Source organism: Streptomyces sp. NPDC028331, assembly GCF_055565775.1.
In genome coordinates this window covers 178791-197333 of the sequence record NZ_JBVHTR010000001.1, presented here as the reverse complement: position 1 = coordinate 197333, position 18543 = coordinate 178791, and the positions used below count along the sequence as shown (strand labels likewise).

Here is an 18543-nt window from a genome sequence, read left to right as displayed (position 1 = left end):
ACAATCGGCTACTGTGAGTAGCGGTGACCGGACTTGAACCGGTGACACAGCGATTATGAGCCGCTTGCTCTACCGACTGAGCTACACCGCTGCGATGCGATCGGGCCCCGCCTCGCGACGGATACCTCTCACACCAGAGCCCCAAAACGGAATCGAACCGTTGACCTTCTCCTTACCATGGAGACGCTCTGCCGACTGAGCTATTGGGGCGAGCGATGAAGACATTACACGGTCGCCCGCCGTTCGCCCAAATCCGTTTCGCGGCACCCCGTCCGTACTGTTCCCGGCACCCCCACGCACCACACCACCGGTACGACTATTGCGCTCCTCCCCGCCCCGGCCGGGTCGCCGTCCTAGGCTCGACCCACCCTGCGTGATCTTGCCCTGGTGCCGTGAACCACAGGAGCGCGATGCCCGACAGCCGACCGCAGCCGCCCCCCTTCCCGCCCCCGCCGTCGGCACCCGCGGACTCGGCCACCCTGCTGCTGTGCGGGGCCCGGCTCATCGACGGGCGGACGGTGGACGTACGGCTCGGCGGCGGTCGCATCGAGGCCGTCGGCACCCCCGGCAGTCTGGCGACCGGCCCCGTCGGCGCCCGCGTCGACCTGCGCGGTTATCTGCTCCTGCCGGCCCCCGCCGAGCCGCACGCCCACTGCGACACGGCCCTGTCCGCGGACGGCGCGGGCGAGCCGGGGCGTTTCGGGGGTTCGGGTGGTTCCGGCGGCCCCGGACCGGTGTCGCACGATCCGGGAGAGGTCCAGCGCCGCGCCACCGAGGCCGCACTGCTGCAACTCGGGCACGGGGCGACGGCCCTGCGCTCCCACGTGCGCATCGGTGACGTACCGGGGCTGGAGGCGCTGGCCGCCGTACTACGGGCGCGGCGCTCCCTGCGCGGGCTCGTCGAGCTCACGGCGGTGGCGATGCCGCGCGTGCTGACCGGGGTCGCCGGCGCGGAAGGGCTCGCGATGCTGCGGGACGCGCTGGAGATGGGCGCGACGGCGGTGGGCGGCTGCCCGGACGGGGACCCCGATCCCACCGGACACGTGGAGGCGGTCCTGGAGATCGCCTGCGAGTTCGGCTGCCCGGTCGACCTGCACACGGACGCGCGCGATCCGGTACGGCTCTCCCGGTTCGCGACGATGGCGGGCGGTCTGCGGCCCGGAGTGGCGCTCGGCCCCTGCGGCGGCCTCGGGCGCCTGCCGGCGGGGACGGCCGCCCGTGCCGCCGACCGGCTCGCCGCCGCCGGAGTCACCGTGGTCTGCCTGCCGCAGGGCGGCTGCGACGGCGTCGACCGGCGCGGCACGGCTCCGGTGCGACTGCTGCGGTCGGCCGGGGTGCGGGTCGCGGCGGGCAGCGGGGCGCTGAGGGACCTGGCGAACCCGGTCGGACGCGGAGACCCGCTGGAGGCGGCCTACCTGCTGGCGTCGCGGTACGGGCTGCCCGCCGAGGACGCGTACGACATGGTGAGCACCTCGGCGCGGGCCGCGCTCGGGCTGCCGGAGGTGCGCGTGGAGGCGGGCTTCCCTGCCGAACTGCTCGCGGTGCGCGCCGACGGGCTGACCGGCGCGCTGTCGCTGGCCTACAGCCGGGTGGTGATCCACCGGGGGCGCCTGGTGGCACGTACGAGCGCGGTGCGGGAGTACTGCGACACGGCGGCGGTGGCACTGGAGCTGCCGCGACAGGGCCGGGCGGAGCCGTCGTGACGGCGAGCGAAGCCATCAGGCCCGCGGGCGGAGCCGTCGTGACGGCGAGCGAAGCCATCAGGCCCGCGGGCGGAGCCGTCGTGACGGCGAGCGAAGCCATCAGGCCCGCGGGCGGAATCATCGCGACCGGAGGCGGAACCGTCGAGAACGAGGGCGGAGCCATCGGGACCGCGGGCGAAGCCATCGGGACCGCGGGCGAAGCCGTCCTGACGGCGGGCGCAGAACTCGGCTCTGCCGTGCGGTCGTTGCACCGGGCGGGAGGCGCGCCGTGCCGGTGCGTGAAGTCCTGGGGGTCATGGGGCAAAAGGCCCCGTCGGGGCGTACGGTCGGAAACATGCGCATTGTCATCGCTGGAGGTCATGGTCAGATCGCGCTGCGGCTGGAGCGGCTGCTCGCCGCGCGCGGTGACGAGGTCGCGGGAATCATCCGCCACGCGGAACAGGCGGACGATCTGCGGGAGGCGGGCGCCGACCCGATCGTGTGCGACCTGGAGTCGGCATCGGCAGAGGAGGTCGCCGCACACCTGGAGGGAGCCGACGCGACCGTTTTCGCGGCGGGGGCGGGCCCCGGCAGCGGCGCGGCCCGCAAGCACACGGTGGACCGGGACGCGGCGATCCTGTTCGCGGACGCGACGGAACGGGCGGGCGTGCGCCGCATCGTCGTCGTGTCGTCGATGGGCGCCGACCCGGAACACCCGGGCGACGACGTCTTCGACGTGTACCTGCGCGCCAAGGGCGAGGCCGACGCCTACGTACGCGCCCACAAGTCCCTGGACTGGACGATCCTGCGCCCCGGCTCGCTGACGAACGACGCCGGCAAGGGCCTGGTCCGCCTGGAGGCGCACACCGGGCGCGGCGCGATCCCGCGCGACGACGTGGCGGCGGTCCTGGCGGAACTCGTCGACACCCCCGCGACCGCCGGCCTGACGCTCGAACTGATCAGTGGCTCGACCCCGGTGTCCGTGGCCGTGAAGTCGGTGGCCGGGAACTGAACGCGGCACCGACAGCCCTGACGGGACGTCGGAAGACCGGCGCAGAGGGAGCGCCCGGAGACCCGAGTCAGAAGAGCGGAAGCTGACCGGGGAACTCCGGCACGGCGTACCCGTCCAGGGCGGGCTGCGCGGCGTCGGCCTGCGCGAGGCGGCGGGACCCGGGACACGAGACGAGCGTGCCGCTGCTCCGCGCCCCCGGCGGATCGTGGCGTGCGAACCGCCCCCCGACGACGGCGATGTCCCGACGGCACTCGGGGCAGGTCCTGCGGGGCGACGACATGGATCCAGCGTACGAGAACCGGCCCGGCGGAGGGCCGAAGCGGCCGGTGCCCGTCAGGGACACGGCAAGGGCACCCGGCGATGACTTCCGGCCCGCAGGGCGGTCTGTCTTCTCGAGAGAACGGACACCCGTGACCGGAAGAGGGAGCCGCACCCATGGCCGATGACGCAGAGCAGATCCGGACCCTGGTCGAACGGTGGGCCGCCGCGGTGCACCGGGGCGACATGGACGGCGTGCTGGCGGACCACGCGGACGACATCGTGATGTTCGACGTACCGCCGCCCTACCAGGGCGTCCGCGGCATCCAGGCCTACCGGGGGATCTGGCCGCCGTTCTTCGAGTGGCAGGCGCTGGGCGCCACCTTCGAGATCGAGTCGATCGACGTCACCGCCGGCACCGACGTCGCCTTCGTCCACGCCCTGCTGCGCTGCGGAACCCCGCAGGACCTGGCCGAGCACCCCGAGCTGCGCCTGCGGCTCACCCTCGGCCTGCGCAAGGAGCAGGACCGCTGGGTGGTGGCGCACGAACACCACTCGTTCCCGTACGTCGGCACCACGGAGACCACCGCGGCCGCTGTGGACGACGGACGGCAGATCGACCAGGTGAGCGCATGACAAAGGGCCCGCGACCTGCTTTTCTTCGCAGGCCACGGGCCCTTCGTTCCCGTGTGGCGGCGCCAGGATTCGAACCTGGGAAGGCTGAGCCGGCAGATTTACAGTCTGCTCCCTTTGGCCGCTCGGGCACACCGCCGGGGTTTGCTGCCGTGGAGGCCGCTTTTCGGCGGTGCTCCCTGGCAACGACGTAAACGATACCTGATGCAGAGGGGTGCTTCGCCACCCGATAGATCGGCGACCCGAGGGGAGGGGGTGGCTAGGCTTATGCGGATGCGGCCCGGATCAACTCGGGCCGGGCGGCCGCGCTCCCGCACGCCGATACGCACCCCGTTCCATCCCGATACAAGGAGCCACAGGACATGGCCGACTCCAGTTTCGACATCGTCTCGAAGGTCGAGCGGCAGGAGGTCGACAACGCCCTCAACCAGGCCGCCAAGGAGATCTCCCAGCGCTACGACTTCAAGAACGTCGGCGCCTCGATCGCCTGGTCCGGCGACAAGATCCTGATGCAGGCCAACTCCGAGGAGCGGGTGAAGGCCGTCCTCGACGTCTTCGAGACGAAGCTGGTCAAGCGTGGCATCTCGCTGAAGGCGCTGGACGCCGGTGAGCCCCAGCTCTCCGGCAAGGAGTACAAGATCTTCGCGTCGATCGAGGAGGGCATCTCCCAGGAGAACGCGAAGAAGGTGGCGAAGATCATCCGCGATGAGGGTCCCAAGGGCGTCAAGGCCCAGGTGCAGGGCGACGAACTGCGCGTCAGCTCCAAGAGCCGGGACGACCTCCAGACCGTGATCGCCCTGCTCAAGGGGAAGGACTTCGACTTCGCCCTGCAGTTCGTGAACTACCGGTAGAAGCCCTTCCAGAACGCGGGGTGGGCACCCCGGAGCGTGGGGTGCCCACCGTTCCGCGCTGCCGGCTGCGGCTTCGGTGGCGCGTTCAGCGGCGGGAGTCGCCGAACAGAACGCGGTAGATGATCAGCAGCACGAGCGAGCCGCCGATCGCCGCCGCCCAGGTGGCTCCGTCGTAGAAGTGCTTGGCGATCGGGTGGTGCAGCCAGCGGGCGGAGATCCAGCCGCCGATGAAGGCACCCGCGATGCCGATGAGGGTCGTACCGATGAAGCCGCCGGGGTCCTTGCCCGGCAGCAGGAATTTGGCGATGGCGCCTGCCAACAGCCCCAGAATGATCCAGCTGACAATGCCCATGCCGTGAACCTGCCTTCCCGCGCTGTGCCTGTGCTGTGCTGCTGCTCCGGCCAGGCTGTGCCATACGTCGACGGTGTGTGATTCTCCTGGTCACGCGCTCGTTCCCGAGTTCGTGGCGCGTCGTTGTCGGGGAGGACGCCTCTGCGGCGACCGCCGGTTGCAACGGTCAGTAGGGTGCCGTCCATGACACAGTCCGGGGCGCAGGCGTCCGGTGGCGTGGGGCTGCGACGGACCCTCGGGGTCGGGGACGCCGTCGTCATCGGGCTTGGATCGATGATCGGGGCCGGGATCTTCGCGGCCCTGGCCCCGGCGGCGCGGGCCGCCGGGTCGGGGCTGCTGGTCGGCCTGGCGGTCGCCGCGGTGGTCGCCTACTGCAACGCGACCTCCTCGGCACGCCTGGCCGCCCTGTATCCCGCCTCCGGTGGCACGTACGTGTACGGGCGCGAGCGGCTCGGACCGTTCTGGGGCTACCTCGCGGGCTGGTCGTTCGTCGTCGGCAAGACCGCCTCCTGCGCGGCGATGGCGCTGACCGTGGGCGCGTACGTCTGGCCGGGGCAGGCGCATGCGGTGGCGGTCGCCGCCGTGGTGGCACTGACCGCCGTGAACTACGGCGGCATGCAGAAGTCGGCCCTTCTGACGCGGCTGATCGTGGCGGTGGTCCTGGCTGTCCTCGCTTCCGTGGTCGTCGTCTGTCTCGGGTCCGGTGCGGCCGACGCCGCACGGCTGGACGCGGGCGGCTTCGGCGGAGCCGGCGGGGTGCTGCAGGCGGCGGGGCTGCTCTTCTTCGCGTTCGCGGGGTACGCCCGGATCGCCACCCTCGGGGAGGAGGTGCGGGATCCGGCGCGCACCATCCCGCGCGCGATCCCGCTGGCGCTGGGCGTCACGCTCGTGGTGTACGCGGCGGTCGCCGTCGCCGTCCTCTCCGTACTGGGCGCCGACGGGCTGGGGCACACCGCGGCGCCGCTGGCCGACGCGGTGCGGGCGGCGGGCGTGCCCGGTCTCGTGCCGGTGGTGCGGGTGGGTGCCGCGGTGGCCGCGCTGGGCTCGCTGCTGGCGCTCATCCTGGGCGTCTCGCGCACGACGCTGGCCATGGCCCGCGACCGGCACCTGCCCGGTGTCCTGGCCGCCGTGCACCCGCGGTTCCGGGTGCCGCACCGGGCCGAGCTGGCCGTGGGGGCCGTGGTGGCCGCGCTCGCCGCGACGGTGGACGTGCGGGGGGCGATCGGTTTCTCCTCCTTCGGGGTACTGGCCTACTACGGGATCGCCAACGCTTCCGCGTGGACCCTGCGTTCGGCGCCGGCATCGCGCGTCGTACCGGCGGTCGGGCTCCTCGGCTGCGTGACGCTGGCGTTCGCACTGCCCGCGGTGTCGGTGGGCGTGGGGGCGGGTGTCCTGGGCCTGGGCGTGGTGGCGTACGGCGTACGGCGGTGGGTGGCCGGGCGGTAGCCACCGGACCGCGCCGCGGGCGGACGCTCCGGTGTCGGCGCCGCCCGGCTACAGGCCCTGCGCAGCGCCGGTGCGTATCGCGAAGTCCTGCCACGGCGGCAGGTCCGTGCCGTCGTTGGACTCCTCGTACCAGCCCGTGCCGTCGAGCCAGGTCTGCAGCCACTCCGCGAGGCCGGGGGCGTCCACGTACCAGGCGTGGGTGGCGTCGTCGGCGTTCGGCTCGTAGAGCAGGACCGTGCCCTCGGGGGTGCGGCAGTCCACGCAGGCGTACATTGCGCAGCCCCAGTGGGATATCGGCAGCACCCCCTCGGGCCAGGGCCAGTCGGGGTCCCTGCGGCCGCTCTCGCGGTTGGCGAGGTACTGCGGGACGGCTGCGGGCTCGCTGGAGGGCCGGCTGTCGAGCAGGGGCAACAGGCCGTACTCCGGGCCGAATCCGCCGTCCGCTATCCGCAGGTACAGCTCGGCGAGCAGTTTCGGCAGGGGGAAGCCCAAGGCCGCCTCGGCGCGGGCGAGCGCGGTCTCCTCCACGGGCTCGGGGAGCGTGGGCCAGCCCCACGGTCGGGTGTTGCGGGCCTGCTCCGCCACCCTGCGCAGCAACTGCTCGATCTCGGTCATGAGTTCATGATGCAGGCCGCCACTGACAATCGGGCGGCCTGTGGATAACCCCCTCGGCGCCCTGCTCGTCGCCGTTCAGCAGGAGTGCGCCCGTGGTGCCCGCTCGTCCGTCAGCGCGTCGCGAAGGGCTGGTCGGTGGGCACGATCTCGCGGCCCAGCGGCAGCAGCGAGACCGGGATCAGCTTGAAGTTCGCGATGCCGAACGGGATGCCGATGATCGTGACGCACAGGGCGATACCCGTGACGATGTGGGCGAGGGCCAGCCACCAGCCCGCCAGGACCAGCCACAGGACGTTGCCGATGCAGGACGGGGCGCCCGCGTCGCGGCGCTCGACCGTCGTATAGCCGAAGGGCCACAGCGCGTAGAGACCGATACGGAACGCAGCGATGCCGAACGGGATGCCGATGATCGTCACGCACAGCAGCGCGCCCGCGAACAGATAGCCGAGGAACAGCCAGAAGCCGCTCAGCACGAGCCAGACGACGTTGAGGATTGTCTTCATCGGTGGCGACCTGCCATCTGCTCGAGCCGGGCGATTCGCTCCGCCATGGGCGGGTGCGTGGAGAACATCTTGGACAGCCCCTGGCCGGGACGGAAGGGGTTGGCGATCATCATGTGGCTCGCCGTCTCGATCCGCGGCTCGGACGGGAGTGGAAGCTGCTGCGTGCCCGTCTCCAGTTTGCGCAGGGCGCTCGCGAGGGCGAGGGGGTCGCCGGTGAGCTGGGCGCCCGAGGCGTCCGCCTCGTACTCCCGGGAGCGGCTGATGGCGAGTTGGATGAGGGATGCGGCGAGCGGGCCGAGGAGCATGATCAACAGGAAGCCGAGCAGGCCCGGGCCGTCGTCGTCGTCCGAGCGGCCGACCGGGATGAGCCAGGCGAAGTTGACCAGGAACATGATCACGGAGGCGAGGGCGCCGGCGACCGACGAGATGAGGATGTCGCGGTTGTAGACGTGGCTGAGCTCATGTCCGATGACGCCGCGCAGCTCCCGCTCGTCGAGGAGTCGGAGGATGCCTTCGGTGCAGCACACGGCCGCGTTGCGCGGGTTGCGGCCGGTCGCGAAGGCGTTCGGCGCTTCCGTCGGCGAGATGTAGAGGCGGGGCATGGGCTGGCGGGCCTGGTTGGACAGCTCACGGACCATGCGGTACAGGGCGGGGGCCTCGAACTCGCTCACCGGGCGGGCACGCATCGCGCGTAGAGCCAGTTTGTCGCTGTTCCAGTACGCGTAGGCGTTCGTGCCGATGGCGACGAGGAGTGCGACGACCAGGCCCGTACGCCCGAAGAAGCTGCCGATGACGATGATGAGTGCGGACAGTCCCCCGAGGAGTACTGCGGTCCTGAGCCCGTTGTGCCGGCGGTGCACGGTACGCCCTCCAAGTGGTGCGGCAGGGGAACCCTTTGTCTGCGTTGCTTGTTGACTCCACTTCTCAGTGGACCTTCCCGCACTGGTCAACGCCAGGCGGACGGCGCAAGTTCCCTTGTGCGGGCACCGGGGTCCGTCGGCCGTCCGGGTGAGGCCGAGGCATCCGGCACGCGCGTGTGCCGGATGCCGTGTGCCCGCGCGCGTGGGGGCGTGTGATCAGAAGAGTGCGGTGGCCGAGAAGCGGAGGACGAGCTGGGGGGCTCCCGACAGGGCGACGCCCAGCACGGCCGTCAGGGTGAGGGCGGCCGTGAGCGGGGCGGGGACCCGGTGCTTCGCCGGTTCCCCCTCGGGGGCGCGGAAGAGCAGGGCCGTCCACTGGAGGTAGTAGAAGAGCGCGATCACCACATTGACCGCCATCACCACGGCGAGCCAGCCGAGCCCCGCGTCGACGGCCGCGGAGAAGACGGTGACCTTGGCGAAGAGGCCGATGATGCCCGGTGGGAGGCCTGCCAGGCACAACAGGAAGAACGCCAGGAGCAGCGCTGCGATGGGGTTCGTCGTGTACAGGCCGCGGTAGTCGGTGACGCGGTTCAGGGCCCGGGTGCGGCCCACGAGGGCGGCCACGGTGAAGGCGCCGAGGTTCACGGCCGCGTACATCAGGGCGTACGCCACGGTGGAGCCGATGGCCTTCTGGGCGTCCTTGGAGTACGCGGCCGCGGCGATCGGCACCAGGAGGTAGCCGGCCTGGCCCACGGAGGACCAGGCGAGCAGTCGTACCGCGCTGTACGCGCGCGTGGCCTGCTGCCGCAGGGCGCCGACGTTGCCGACGGTCATGGTGAGGGCGGCCAGTACGGCGAGTGCCGGTCCCCAGGCGTCGGAGTAGGACGGGAGGGCGACGACGGTGACGAGGATCAGGCCGGAGAAGCCGACCGCCTTGCCGACGACGGAGAGGTAGGCGGCGACCGGAAGGGGCGCGCCCACATAGGTGTCGGGCACCCAGAAGTGGAACGGGACGGCGGCCGTTTTGAAGGCGAAGCCGATGAGGGTGAGGACGACGCCTGTCTGGGTGAGCGTGTGGAGCTGTCCGTCGACGTGCTGGATCCGGTCGGCGACCTGGGTGAGGTACAGGGTGCCGGTGGAGGCGTACACGAAGCTGATGCCCATGAGGCTGACCGCGGTGGCGGTGACGGAGGACAGGAAGAACTTCAGGGCGGCTTCGGAGGACTTCTTGTCGCCGTGCCGGATGCCCACGAGGGCGAAGGCGGGCAGGGAGGCGACCTCCAGGGCGACGACGAGGGTGGCCAGGTCGCGGGAGGCGGGCAGCAGCGCGGCACCGGCGGCGGAGGACAGCAGCAGGAACCAGAACTCCCCTTCGGGGACGTCCTTCTTGGCGTCCTTGAGGGCGGTGACCGACAGCAGTGCGGCGAGGAGGGCGCCGCCGAGGACGAGGAGCTGGATGACGAGGGTGAAACGGTCCGCCGTGTAGCTGCACACGTGGGGCCGGCCGGTCAGGCAGAAGGTGGCGCGGTCGCCGCCCAGGAGGGGCAGCAGCATGAGGGCCGCGGCAGCCAGTCCGGCGATGGACGCCCAGCCGAGGAGGGCCTTGTGCCGTTCGCCGAGGAACAGGTCGGCGACGAGGACGAGGAGTCCGACGGCCGCCGCGATGGTGGGCGGTGCGATCGCCAGCCAGTCGACGGACTGGACGAGGGAGCTCATCGGGTGCCTCCTGCGAGGAGCTGCTGCACGGCCGGGTCGGTCAGGCCGAGGAGTGCCCTCGGCCACAGGCCGGCGAGGACGGTGAGGACGACGAGCGGCGCCCAGGCGGCGAACTCGTAACGGTGGACGTCGGCGAGTTTCGGGGTCTCCTGGGGCGCGGCGCCCATGCAGACGCGCCGCACCACGATGAGCATGTACGCGGCGGTGAGCAAGGTGCCGAACGCGGCGATCGCCATGAAGGTGAGGAAGGCCGGGCGGCTGAGGTCGGCGGCGGGCTTGAACGCGCCGAACATCGCGAGCATCTCGCCCCAGAACCCGGCGAGGCCCGGCAGGCCGAGCGAGGCGACGGCGCCGAAGGCGAGGAGACCGCCGAGGCGGGGCGCCTTGCCGTACAGGGCGGCGCCCGTCTCTTCGGCCAGGGTGTCGAGGTCGGTGCTGCCGGTGCGGTCCTTCAGTGCGCCGACCAGGAAGAACAGCAGGCCGGTGATGAGGCCGTGGGCGATGTTCGCGAACAGCGCGCCGTTGACGCCGGTCGGGGTGGTCGTCGCGATGCCGAGCAGTACGAAGCCCATGTGGCCGACGGAGGAGTAGGCGATGAGCCGCTTGAGGTCTCCCTTCGCGCCGCGCTTGGCGAGGGCGAGGCAGGCGAGGGATCCGTAGATGATCCCGACGACGGCGAAGGCGGCGAGGTAGGGCGCGAAGGTGTGGAAGCCGTGGGGCGCGACCGGAAGGAGGATGCGGACGAAACCGTACGTACCCATCTTCAGCAGGACGCCGGCCAGCAGCACCGAGCCGACCGTCGGTGCGGCGGTGTGGGCGTCGGGCAGCCAGCTGTGCAGCGGCCACATCGGCGCCTTGACCGCGAGCCCGATTCCTACCGCCAGAACGGCGATGACCTGCACGGATGTGGTGAGCGACCGGCCGTTGTCAGTGGCGAGTGCCACCATGTCGAACGTGCCCGCCTTGAGTCCGATCAGGAGCAGGCCCAGCAGCATGACGACCGAGCCGAGCAGTGTGAAGAGGATGAAGCGCCACGCTGCCCGGGTCCGCCCCTCGCCGCCCCAGCGGGCGATGAGGAAGTACATCGGGATGAGCACCATCTCGAACGCCAGGAAGAACAGCAGCAGGTCGAGGACGGCGAAGGTCGCCAGGGTGCCGGACTCGAGGACGAGCAGCAGCGCGACGAAGGCCTTCGGGGACGGGCCCGCAGGCATCTTGAAGTACGAGTAGAGCGCGCAGAGGAAGGTCAGCAGCGCGGTCAGCACCAGAAGGGGGAGGGAGATGCCGTCGATGCCGAGGTGGATCCGCACGTCGAGTGCGGGGATCCAGCTGATGTCGGTCGTGGCCTGCATCTTCGACGGGTGGTCGTGGTCGAAGCCGAGCGCGAGGACGATCGCCGCGATGAGCACGGCGCCGGTGACGGTCACGCCGTGCCGCAGCACGGCCTGCTCGGGTGACTTTCCCTTCAGCCCGGGCGGGGCCGGGAGGAGGGCGGCGAGCGCGCCGATGAGCGGCGCGACGACGACGAATGCCAGAAGAAGCTGCATCACGGACTCGCTGATATCGATCACGCCGGCTCACGCTCCCGTGGCGACGAGGAGGGCGGCCACCGCCAGGACGACGGTGCCGGCGAGCAGCGCGCTCACATAGGTCTGCACGTTGCCGGTCTGGGCGCGCCGTACGGCGGCCCCGAGCAGGCGGGGCAGGGCGCCCGCGCCGCGTACGTAGGTCTCGACGACCTCCCGGTCGAGGAACTGCACCAGGCTCGCTCCGGCCCTGACCGGACGGACGAAGAGCGCGTCGTACACGGAGTCCAGGTGGAAGCCCTGGGCCGCGTGGCGGTGCAGCGGGCCGAGCAGGAGGCGGCCCGGGTCAGCCGGGTCGGGCGCGTAGGCGATGTCTCCGTACGCGGGTACGTGGCTCGCGATCGCCTCGGCCTCGACCAGCCCGGCGTCCGCCTCGGGGTGGGCCGCGACCGCACCCAGCGGGACGCGGGCCGCGAGTGCGGTGGTGTGCCGCCAGGCGCCGTAGGTCACGAGTCCGCCGACCAGGGCGAGGCCCGTGCCGAGGACGGAGGTGGTGAGCGTCGGCGTCAGGGAGCGTCCGTCGAACCAGTCGGGCAGGACGCGGTAGGCGAGCCCGAACGCGAGCGACGGGGCGGCGAGCACCCACAGCACGGCGTTCATGATCAGCGGCTGTTTGCCGTGGTCGGGGGCCTGGGCACCGTGGCCGCGGAAGGCGAGCAGCCACAGCCGGGTCGCGTAGGCGGCGGTGAGCAGGGCCGTGACGAGGCCGGTGACCAGGACGATCCAGCCTGCGGCGCCGGGGGCGTGGTCGGTGTGGCCGGTGGCGGCGTGCTCGGCGGCGCCGAGGACGGACTCCTTGGAGAAGAAGCCGGAGAACGGGGGGATCGCGGCGAGCGCGAGGAGCGCCACGGTCATCGTCCAGAAGGCGTCGGGGACGCGGTCGCGCAGGTCCCTCATCCGGGACATGGCGGCCAGCGAGTTGGTCCCGGCGGCGTGGATGATCACGCCGGCGGCGAGGAACAGCAGCGCCTTGAAGGCGCCGTGGGACAGGAGGTGGAAAAGGGCGGCACCGCGGTCGCCGACGGCGAGGGCGCCGGTCATGTAGCCGAGCTGGCCGATCGTCGAGTAGGCGAGGACGCGCTTGATGTCGTCCTGGGCGAGCGCGGCGAGAGCCGACCCGACCATCGTGACGGCGGCCATCACGGCGAGGACGACCATGGCGGCCGAGGAGGCCTCGAAGACGGGGAGGAGACGGGCGATGAAGTAGACACCGGCGGCGACCATCGTCGCGGCGTGGATCAGCGCGGAGACGGGCGTCGGGCCCGCCATCGCGTCGGGGAGCCAGGTGTGCAGCGGGAACTGCGCCGACTTGCCCGCCACACCGGCCAGGAGCAGCAGGGCGACCACGGTCGGGTGGTGCAGCCCGCCGCTTGCGACGGCGCCGAGGACGCGGGTGATGCGGAAGGAGCCGGCGTCGGTGCCGAGCGCGAACAGCCCGATGAGGAAGGGCACGTCGCCGAGCTTGGTGACCAGGAACGCCTTCAGGGAGGCGGCGCGGGCCTCGGGGGTCTCCCAGTAGTGGCCGACGAGGAAGTAGGAGCAGATGCCCATGACTTCCCAGCCGACCAGCAGCACGATCAGGTCGCCCGAGTAGACGACGAGGAACATCGCGGAGGTGAACAGGGAGACGAGAGCGGCGTACGAGGGGTAGCGCGGGTCGTCGCGCAGATAGCCCGTCGAGTAGAGCTGCACACAGGTGGCGACGGTGCCGACCAGCACGGCGACGAGGGCGGCGAAGCCGTCGATGTGCAGGGCGAGTTCGATCGGGACCGAGCCGGTGGGCGTGAGTTCGGTGGCGGCGTCGAGGGCCCGGCCTCCGCCCTGGCGGGCGGCTACCAGCACGGCGAGGACGAGCGAGGCGAGGGTCGGCAGGACGGCGAGCGGGCGGACGAAGCCGGGGCTTGTCCGGCCGAGCAGCAGACCGGCCGCGGCCGCGAGGAACGGAAGGAGGGGGACGAGAACGGCGAGGGTGGTCGTGGTCACGCGGTGGCCTCAGCCTTCTCAGCCGCAGGGGTGTCGCCGTCACGGCCCTCTGCGGTGTCGCGGAGCCGGTCGATGTCCGAGGTGCCGCGGTTGCGGTAGACGGCGAGGACGATCGCGAGGCCGATGCCGATCTCGGCGGCGGCGATGGCGATGGTGAACAGGGTCAGGGCCTGCCCGGAGTGCAGCGTTTCGCGGGCGGCGCGGCTCAGCCAGACGTCGAAGGCGACGAGGTTGAGGTTGACCGCGTTCAGCATCAGCTCGACCGACATCAGGACGAGGATCGCGTTGCGGCGGGCGAGGACGCCGTACAGACCCGTGCAGAACAGGAGGGCGGAGAGCACGGCGGGGTAGGCGAGGTGCATCAGCGGACGCCTTCCTTCTCGCTGCGGGTGTCCGGGGTGGCCGGGGTGTTCGCGGTCGTGGCCGCCGCGTCCGCCTTCGCCTTGCGGGACAGGACGATCGCGCCGACCAGTGCGGCGAGGAGGAGGACGGACAGCGCCTCGAAGGGGAGGACCCAGTTCTGGAAGAGGCTCGCACCGGTGACCTGGGTGGAGCCGGAGGCGGCGCCGCCGAGGTCGATCCAGGTCGTGCGGAAGGCGTCGACGACCACCCACACCAGGGCGGCCGCGGCGGCGACGGCCACGGTGAGGGCGGCCCAGCGGTTGCCGGAGTCGGCGTCCGGGGAGCGGCCGATGGGGGCCCTGGTGAGCATCAGGCCGAACAGGAGGAGGACGACGACGGAACCGACGTAGATGAGGACCTGCACCCAGGCGATGAACTCGGCGGTGAGCAGGAGGTACTCGACGGCGAGCCCGCCGAGGGTCACCACGAGCCACAGGGCGGCGTGCACCAGTTGCCGGGTGGTGACGGTGACCAGGGCGGCGCCGAAGGTGACCAGGCCGACGAGGAGGAAGGCGATCTCGACGCCGGTCGGGGAGAGGAAGCCGTGCGAGGCGGCGGCAGCCGTGCTCAGCGCGGGGGAGGCGGTGTTCACGACTGTCCTCCTTCTGCGTCGGTGGGCTCGCCGGTCTCGGCTGGTTCGGCCTGGGCGGCGGCCAGTTTCTCGGCGGTCTTGCGGGCCGCGCCGATCTCCTTGGGTTCCTCGGCGCCCGGGTCGAGGGCGGGCGGGGCCGGCACGGTCCACATCCACTCGCGGAGCTTGTCGCGCTCGTGGGTGAGGTCGCGGATGTCGGTCTCGGCGTACTCGAACTCCGGGGACCAGAACAGGGCGTCGAAGGGGCAGACCTCGATGCAGATACCGCAGTACATGCAGAGGGAGAAGTCGATGGCGAAGCGGTCCAGGACGTTGCGGCTGCGTTCGCGGCCGCCGGGGGCGGCGGGCGGGACCGTCTCCTTGTGGGAGTCGATGTAGATGCACCAGTCGGGGCACTCGCGGGCGCACAGCATGCAGACCGTGCAGTTCTCCTCGAACAGGCCGATGACACCACGGCTGCGGGGCGGCAGAGCGGGCTGGGCGTCCGGGTACTGCTCGGTGACGGACTTCTTCGTCATCGTGCGCAGGGTGACGGCCAGGCCCTTGGCGAGGCCGGAGCCGGGAATCGACAGGCGGGGTCGCCCGGAGGACGTCGTTGCGTGGTGGTGTTCATGCGACGGGCGGGACATCAGGAGATCACCACCTTGACGATGCCGGTGAGGGCGATCTGGGCGAGGGCGAGGGGGATGAGGACGGTCCAGGAGAGCTTCTGGAGCTGGTCCTCGCGGAGGCGGGGGTAGGTGACGCGCAGCCAGATGACGACGAAGGCGAGGATCGCGGTCTTCAGCAGCGTCCAGAGCCAGCCGAGTCCGGCGTCGCCCCAGGGGCCGTGCCAGCCACCCAGGAAGAGGATGGTGGTCAGGCCGCACAGAACCACGATCCCGGCGTACTCGGCGAGCAGGAACAGGGCGAAACGGAGGCCGGTGTACTCGGTGTACGCACCGAAGATGATCTCCGAGTCGGCGACGGGCATGTCGAAGGGCGGGCGTTGCAGTTCGGCGAGGCCGGCGACGAAGAAGACGATCGCGCCGACGATCTGCCAGGGCAGCCACCACCAGTGGAAGGCGTCGAGGATGCCGGGGAGTGAGACGGTGCCCGCGGCCATGGCCACCGAGGCGGCGGCGAGCAGCATGGGGAGTTCGTAGGCGAGGAGCTGGGCGGCGGTGCGGAGACCGCCGAGGAGGGAGAACTTGTTGGCGGAGGCCCAGCCGGCCATGAGGGAGCCGAGGACGCCGACGCCCATGACGGCGAGGACGAAGAAGATGCCCGCGTCGACGACCTGACCGACGGCGCCCTCGCTCGGACCGATGGGGATGGCGAGGAGCACCAGGAGGTACGGCAGCAGGGCCACGGCCGGGGCGAGCTGGAAGATGCGGCGGTCCGCGCCCGCCGGGACGACGTCCTCCTTCTGCGCGAACTTCACGCCGTCGGCGACGAGCTGGGCCCAGCCGTGGAAGCCGCCGGCGTACATGGGGCCGAGACGGCCCTGCATGTGGGCCATGACCTTGTGTTCCGTCTGACCGACGATCAGAGGGAAGGTGAGGAAGACGACGAACACGACGACGAGTCGCAGGGCGACGTCGAGAGCGCCGTTCACTGCGTGCCTCCGGAGGGGTCGTCGGGGTTCGGGGATTTCGGGGCCTGCCGCGCGCCGTCGGGCTCGGTGTCGCCGGGGCGGGCTTCGCCACGGTCGGTTACGCCACGGTCGGCTTCGTCGCCGGTCGCGTCGGGCTCGGCCACGGGGGCGGTGCCGGCTTCTGCGGCTACGGGCGGCGCGGCTTCCGGCGTGGGCTGCGCAGCTTCGGGCGTCGGCTCCGCAGCCTCCGTCGCGGGCTCCACGGCTTCCGGCGCGGGCTCCGCGGGTTCCGGCGCCGGTTTGGCCGGGTGCTCCGGGGTGGCGGGCTCGGATGCGTCGAAGGCCGGGCGGGCGTGGTGCCAGGGCGCGTCCGAGCTGCGCGGGGCGACGGCGGGCCGAGGGGGCGTGCGCTCGGCTGCCGGGGCCTCGGCACGCTGGGAAGCCGACCCCTCGGACGCACTCCGCGCACGGCGTGGCCCTGCGGCAGGAGCCGTCGGCTGGGCGCCGCCCTCGGCCCGCTGGGAGGCCGAGCCGCCGGAAGCGCTCCTGGCGCGGCGCGGACCGGCGGGAGCCGTCGGCGCCGTCTCCCCCGCCGTGCGCTGCGAGGCCGAACCCTCCGACGCGCTGCGGGCACGCCGCGGCGGCGCCGCCGTCTCCGTGGGCTCGCCGACGGCCGGTGCCTGGCTCGCGGAGCCCTCCGCGGCCGTGCGGGTGCGGCGGACGGGGCGTTCTCCCGCCGCCCGGCCCGCCGCTCGGGCCGGGCGGGCGGGTGCCGGGGGAAGCTGGCCCTTGAGGGGGCCCCACTCGTTGGGGTCGGGGACGCCCGGGGGCAGCATCTGGCGGCGCTTGGGGCCGCCGTGGTCCGACTCTCCCGGTTCCTTGGCTCCGGGCCACGCCTTGGCGACCCGGGCCGCCAGCACGAAATCCTTGCGCAGCGGGTGGCCCTCGAAGCCGTCGGGCAGGAGCAGGTGGTCCAGCGCCGGGTGGCCCTCGAAGGTGACGCCGAACATCTCGTGGGTCTCGCGTTCGTGCCAGGCGGCGCCGGCGTAGACGCGGACGGCGGAGGGCAGGACGGGCGCCGCGTGCGGGACGGTCGTACGGAGCAGCAGACGGCGGACCGGGGCCAGGGCCACCACATGGGCCGAGACGCGCAGTCCGGTGCCCGGTTCGTCGACCGCGCTCAGCCAGTCGAAGTACGTGCAGCCCAGCTCGTCGCGCGCCACCCGGAGCGCCTCGGTCCAGCCCGTCGGGGGCACGTCGACGGTCAGGACCTCGTACGACTCCTCGGCCGTGGCGTCCGGGCCGAAGAGGTCCTCGGCGGACGCGGGCAGCCAGCCGACGGCGGTCATCGCTCCTCCCGGGAGCCCGGTTCCGTGGCCGTGGGCGGCTGGACCAGGCCGCTCTGCAGGGCCGCGGTGGACGGCCGTGAGGACCCGTACCGCTCCCCCAGCGACTCGCGCGCGATCTTCTCCTGGAGCTTGAGGATGCCCTGGAGCAGCGCCTCGGGACGCGGCGGGCAGCCGGGAACGTACACGTCCACCGGGATGATCTGGTCGACGCCCTTCGTGACGGAGTACGAGTCCCAGTACGGTCCGCCGCAGTTCGAGCACGCGCCGAAGGAGATGACGTACTTCGGCTCGGGCATCTGCTCGTACAGGCGTTTGACGGCCGGGGCCATCTTGTCCGTGACCGTGCCGGACACCACCATCAGGTCGGCCTGGCGCGGACCCGGCGCGAACGGGATGACCCCCAGGCGGATGAAGTCGTGGCGGGCCATCGAGGCGGCGATGAACTCGATCGCGCAGCAGGCGAGGCCGAAGTTGAAGACCCACAGCGAGTAGCGGCGTCCCCAGTTCAGGATCACCTTCATCGGCTCGGGGGCGAGCCGGGACAGGGCACCCAGCCTCTTGGGCTCCGGAAGCAGCACGGGGCCGGAGGCCTCGGTGGTCGAGGGGTTCACGTCCATGCCAGGACCCCCTTCTTGTACGCGTAGAGCAGTCCCACGGCCAGGAAGCCGAGGAAGACGAACATCTCCACGAGGGTGGTCGCGCCGTACCGCGGATCGGCGAAGACCGTGGCCCACGGGAAGAGGAAGATCGAGTCGACCGCGAAGATCACGTACAGGAACGCGTAGACGTAGTAGCGGACCTGCGTGTGGGCCCAGCCCTCGCCTACGGGGTCGACGCCGCACTCGTACGTCAGGAGCTTCTCGGGCGTGGGCACGACGGGGCGCAGCAGCCGGCCCGCGCCGAAGGCGACGGCGACGAAGAGCACGCCGACGACGGCGAGCAGCCCGACGACGGAGTAGGACCGGAAGTAGTCCGCCGCCACGACAGCGACGGCGGTCGGATGCGGCACGTCAGCCCCTCGCTCCCTGACCTCGTGACCCTGGTGAATCCTGTGATTCGACGATCTGTACGCACGGGAGTCTAGGCCCTGCTAAAGAGAGGGTAAGCAGCCCGTCGCACCTCGAGAT

The 18543-nt window shown here is 71.8% G+C and carries 20 protein-coding genes and 3 tRNA genes; 5 read left to right on the top strand and 18 right to left on the bottom strand.

The window, feature by feature from the left end:
* Positions 1 to 18: 18 nt before the first annotated feature.
* A tRNA-Met gene (locus ACZ4SW_RS00940) sits at positions 19 to 91 on the bottom strand.
* 46 nt (positions 92 to 137) lie between these two features.
* Positions 138 to 210: transfer RNA gene (locus ACZ4SW_RS00935), tRNA-Thr, on the bottom strand.
* A 200-nt stretch (positions 211 to 410) separates the two neighbouring features.
* On the opposite strand from ACZ4SW_RS00935, the gene ACZ4SW_RS00930 reads away from it, so the two are divergent.
* Together ACZ4SW_RS00930 and ACZ4SW_RS00925 are read left to right on the top strand one after the other, a co-directional pair.
* Positions 411 to 1703 (top strand): amidohydrolase family protein, encoded by a 1293-nt coding sequence (locus ACZ4SW_RS00930; RefSeq protein ID WP_468236162.1) that lies wholly within the window; start codon positions 411 to 413, stop codon positions 1701 to 1703.
* 334 nt (positions 1704 to 2037) lie between these two features.
* Positions 2038 to 2694, top strand: a complete 657-nt coding sequence (locus tag ACZ4SW_RS00925) for an SDR family oxidoreductase (RefSeq protein ID WP_468236160.1) — start codon at positions 2038 to 2040, stop codon at positions 2692 to 2694.
* A 67-nt stretch (positions 2695 to 2761) separates the two neighbouring features.
* Here the strand turns inward: ACZ4SW_RS00925 and ACZ4SW_RS00920 are convergent, their stop codons facing one another.
* Positions 2762 to 2974, bottom strand: coding sequence for a hypothetical protein (locus ACZ4SW_RS00920; RefSeq protein WP_468236157.1), 213 nt, complete (start codon positions 2972 to 2974; stop codon positions 2762 to 2764).
* 155 nt (positions 2975 to 3129) lie between these two features.
* Between ACZ4SW_RS00920 and ACZ4SW_RS00915 the strand changes: the two genes are divergently transcribed.
* On the top strand, positions 3130 to 3588 hold the full coding sequence (locus ACZ4SW_RS00915; RefSeq protein ID WP_468236155.1) for a YybH family protein: 459 nt from the start codon (positions 3130 to 3132) through the stop codon (positions 3586 to 3588).
* Positions 3589 to 3642: 54 nt separating this feature from the next.
* Here the strand turns inward: ACZ4SW_RS00915 and ACZ4SW_RS00910 are convergent.
* Positions 3643 to 3724, bottom strand: a tRNA-Tyr gene (locus ACZ4SW_RS00910).
* Positions 3725 to 3947: 223 nt separating this feature from the next.
* Here ACZ4SW_RS00910 and ACZ4SW_RS00905 point away from each other — a divergent pair.
* Positions 3948 to 4436, top strand: a complete 489-nt coding sequence (locus ACZ4SW_RS00905; protein ID WP_468236152.1) for a YajQ family cyclic di-GMP-binding protein — start codon at positions 3948 to 3950, stop codon at positions 4434 to 4436.
* Between the two features lie 85 nt (positions 4437 to 4521).
* Here ACZ4SW_RS00905 and ACZ4SW_RS00900 read toward each other — a convergent pair whose 3' ends face one another.
* A complete protein-coding gene (locus ACZ4SW_RS00900; RefSeq protein ID WP_468236149.1) occupies positions 4522 to 4788 on the bottom strand; it encodes a GlsB/YeaQ/YmgE family stress response membrane protein in 267 nt (88 codons plus the stop codon).
* Positions 4789 to 4971: 183 nt separating this feature from the next.
* On the opposite strand from ACZ4SW_RS00900, the gene ACZ4SW_RS00895 reads away from it, so the two are divergent.
* A complete protein-coding gene (locus ACZ4SW_RS00895; RefSeq protein WP_468236147.1) occupies positions 4972 to 6234 on the top strand; it encodes an APC family permease in 1263 nt (420 codons plus the stop codon).
* A gap of 48 nt (positions 6235 to 6282) precedes the next feature.
* On the opposite strand, the gene ACZ4SW_RS00890 is transcribed toward ACZ4SW_RS00895, so the two are convergent.
* From ACZ4SW_RS00890 to ACZ4SW_RS00830, 13 genes are all read right to left on the bottom strand, one after another.
* Entirely contained in the window at positions 6283 to 6849 is a 567-nt protein-coding gene (locus ACZ4SW_RS00890) for an SMI1/KNR4 family protein (protein ID WP_468236143.1), read from the bottom strand.
* Between the two features lie 110 nt (positions 6850 to 6959).
* A complete protein-coding gene (locus ACZ4SW_RS00885; RefSeq protein WP_468236140.1) occupies positions 6960 to 7352 on the bottom strand; it encodes a YccF domain-containing protein in 393 nt (130 codons plus the stop codon).
* A complete protein-coding gene (gene htpX, locus ACZ4SW_RS00880) occupies positions 7349 to 8212 on the bottom strand; it encodes a zinc metalloprotease HtpX (RefSeq protein WP_468236138.1) in 864 nt (287 codons plus the stop codon). The genes ACZ4SW_RS00885 and htpX overlap by 4 nt, the downstream gene beginning before the upstream one ends.
* Before the next feature lie 216 nt (positions 8213 to 8428).
* On the bottom strand, positions 8429 to 9928 hold the full coding sequence (locus tag ACZ4SW_RS00875; protein WP_468236136.1) for an NADH-quinone oxidoreductase subunit N: 1500 nt from the start codon (positions 9926 to 9928) through the stop codon (positions 8429 to 8431).
* Positions 9925 to 11499, bottom strand: a complete 1575-nt coding sequence (locus ACZ4SW_RS00870) for a complex I subunit 4 family protein (protein WP_468236133.1) — start codon at positions 11497 to 11499, stop codon at positions 9925 to 9927. The genes ACZ4SW_RS00875 and ACZ4SW_RS00870 overlap by 4 nt, the downstream gene beginning before the upstream one ends.
* Before the next feature lie 6 nt (positions 11500 to 11505).
* A complete protein-coding gene (locus tag ACZ4SW_RS00865) occupies positions 11506 to 13497 on the bottom strand; it encodes an NADH-quinone oxidoreductase subunit 5 family protein (protein WP_468236131.1) in 1992 nt (663 codons plus the stop codon).
* Complete coding sequence (gene nuoK, locus ACZ4SW_RS00860; protein ID WP_468236129.1) at positions 13494 to 13859, bottom strand: NADH-quinone oxidoreductase subunit NuoK; 366 nt, start codon at positions 13857 to 13859, stop codon at positions 13494 to 13496. Before nuoK ends, ACZ4SW_RS00865 begins: the two co-directional genes overlap by 4 nt.
* Positions 13859 to 14491, bottom strand: coding sequence for an NADH-quinone oxidoreductase subunit J family protein (locus ACZ4SW_RS00855; protein ID WP_468236127.1), 633 nt, complete (start codon positions 14489 to 14491; stop codon positions 13859 to 13861). The genes nuoK and ACZ4SW_RS00855 overlap by 1 nt, the downstream gene beginning before the upstream one ends.
* Entirely contained in the window at positions 14488 to 15009 is a 522-nt protein-coding gene (locus ACZ4SW_RS00850; RefSeq protein WP_468236683.1) for a 4Fe-4S binding protein, read from the bottom strand. The genes ACZ4SW_RS00855 and ACZ4SW_RS00850 overlap by 4 nt, the downstream gene beginning before the upstream one ends.
* A 110-nt stretch (positions 15010 to 15119) precedes the next feature.
* Positions 15120 to 16088: a complex I subunit 1/NuoH family protein gene (locus tag ACZ4SW_RS00845; RefSeq protein ID WP_468236124.1), complete on the bottom strand. Its 969-nt coding sequence runs from the start codon at positions 16086 to 16088 to the stop codon at positions 15120 to 15122.
* On the bottom strand, positions 16085 to 17416 hold the full coding sequence (locus tag ACZ4SW_RS00840) for an NADH-quinone oxidoreductase subunit C (RefSeq protein ID WP_468236122.1): 1332 nt from the start codon (positions 17414 to 17416) through the stop codon (positions 16085 to 16087). Before ACZ4SW_RS00840 ends, ACZ4SW_RS00845 begins: the two co-directional genes overlap by 4 nt.
* Positions 17413 to 18033, bottom strand: a complete 621-nt coding sequence (locus ACZ4SW_RS00835) for an NADH-quinone oxidoreductase subunit B (protein WP_468236120.1) — start codon at positions 18031 to 18033, stop codon at positions 17413 to 17415. The genes ACZ4SW_RS00840 and ACZ4SW_RS00835 overlap by 4 nt, the downstream gene beginning before the upstream one ends.
* On the bottom strand, positions 18024 to 18425 hold the full coding sequence (locus tag ACZ4SW_RS00830) for an NADH-quinone oxidoreductase subunit A (RefSeq protein WP_468236117.1): 402 nt from the start codon (positions 18423 to 18425) through the stop codon (positions 18024 to 18026). The genes ACZ4SW_RS00835 and ACZ4SW_RS00830 overlap by 10 nt, the downstream gene beginning before the upstream one ends.
* Positions 18426 to 18543: the final 118 nt, after the last annotated feature.

What these genes read in the sequence shown, in the direction of transcription:
- ACZ4SW_RS00930 (WP_468236162.1), top strand. Translation starts at nt 411, where the DNA reads ATGCCCGACAGCCGACCGCAGCCGCCCCCCTTCCCGCCCCCGCCGTCG.
- ACZ4SW_RS00925 (WP_468236160.1), top strand. Translation starts at nt 2,038, where the DNA reads ATGCGCATTGTCATCGCTGGAGGTCATGGTCAGATCGCGCTGCGGCTG.
- ACZ4SW_RS00920 (WP_468236157.1), bottom strand. Translation starts at nt 2,974, where the DNA reads ATGTCGTCGCCCCGCAGGACCTGCCCCGAGTGCCGTCGGGACATCGCC.
- ACZ4SW_RS00915 (WP_468236155.1), top strand. Translation starts at nt 3,130, where the DNA reads ATGGCCGATGACGCAGAGCAGATCCGGACCCTGGTCGAACGGTGGGCC.
- ACZ4SW_RS00905 (WP_468236152.1), top strand. Translation starts at nt 3,948, where the DNA reads ATGGCCGACTCCAGTTTCGACATCGTCTCGAAGGTCGAGCGGCAGGAG.
- ACZ4SW_RS00900 (WP_468236149.1), bottom strand. Translation starts at nt 4,788, where the DNA reads ATGGGCATTGTCAGCTGGATCATTCTGGGGCTGTTGGCAGGCGCCATC.
- ACZ4SW_RS00895 (WP_468236147.1), top strand. Translation starts at nt 4,972, where the DNA reads ATGACACAGTCCGGGGCGCAGGCGTCCGGTGGCGTGGGGCTGCGACGG.
- ACZ4SW_RS00890 (WP_468236143.1), bottom strand. Translation starts at nt 6,849, where the DNA reads ATGACCGAGATCGAGCAGTTGCTGCGCAGGGTGGCGGAGCAGGCCCGC.
- ACZ4SW_RS00885 (WP_468236140.1), bottom strand. Translation starts at nt 7,352, where the DNA reads ATGAAGACAATCCTCAACGTCGTCTGGCTCGTGCTGAGCGGCTTCTGG.
- ACZ4SW_RS00875 (WP_468236136.1), bottom strand. Translation starts at nt 9,928, where the DNA reads ATGAGCTCCCTCGTCCAGTCCGTCGACTGGCTGGCGATCGCACCGCCC.
- nuoK (WP_468236129.1), bottom strand. Translation starts at nt 13,859, where the DNA reads ATGCACCTCGCCTACCCCGCCGTGCTCTCCGCCCTCCTGTTCTGCACG.
- ACZ4SW_RS00850 (WP_468236683.1), bottom strand. Translation starts at nt 15,009, where the DNA reads ATGACGAAGAAGTCCGTCACCGAGCAGTACCCGGACGCCCAGCCCGCT.
- ACZ4SW_RS00840 (WP_468236122.1), bottom strand. Translation starts at nt 17,416, where the DNA reads ATGACCGCCGTCGGCTGGCTGCCCGCGTCCGCCGAGGACCTCTTCGGC.
- ACZ4SW_RS00835 (WP_468236120.1), bottom strand. Translation starts at nt 18,033, where the DNA reads ATGGACGTGAACCCCTCGACCACCGAGGCCTCCGGCCCCGTGCTGCTT.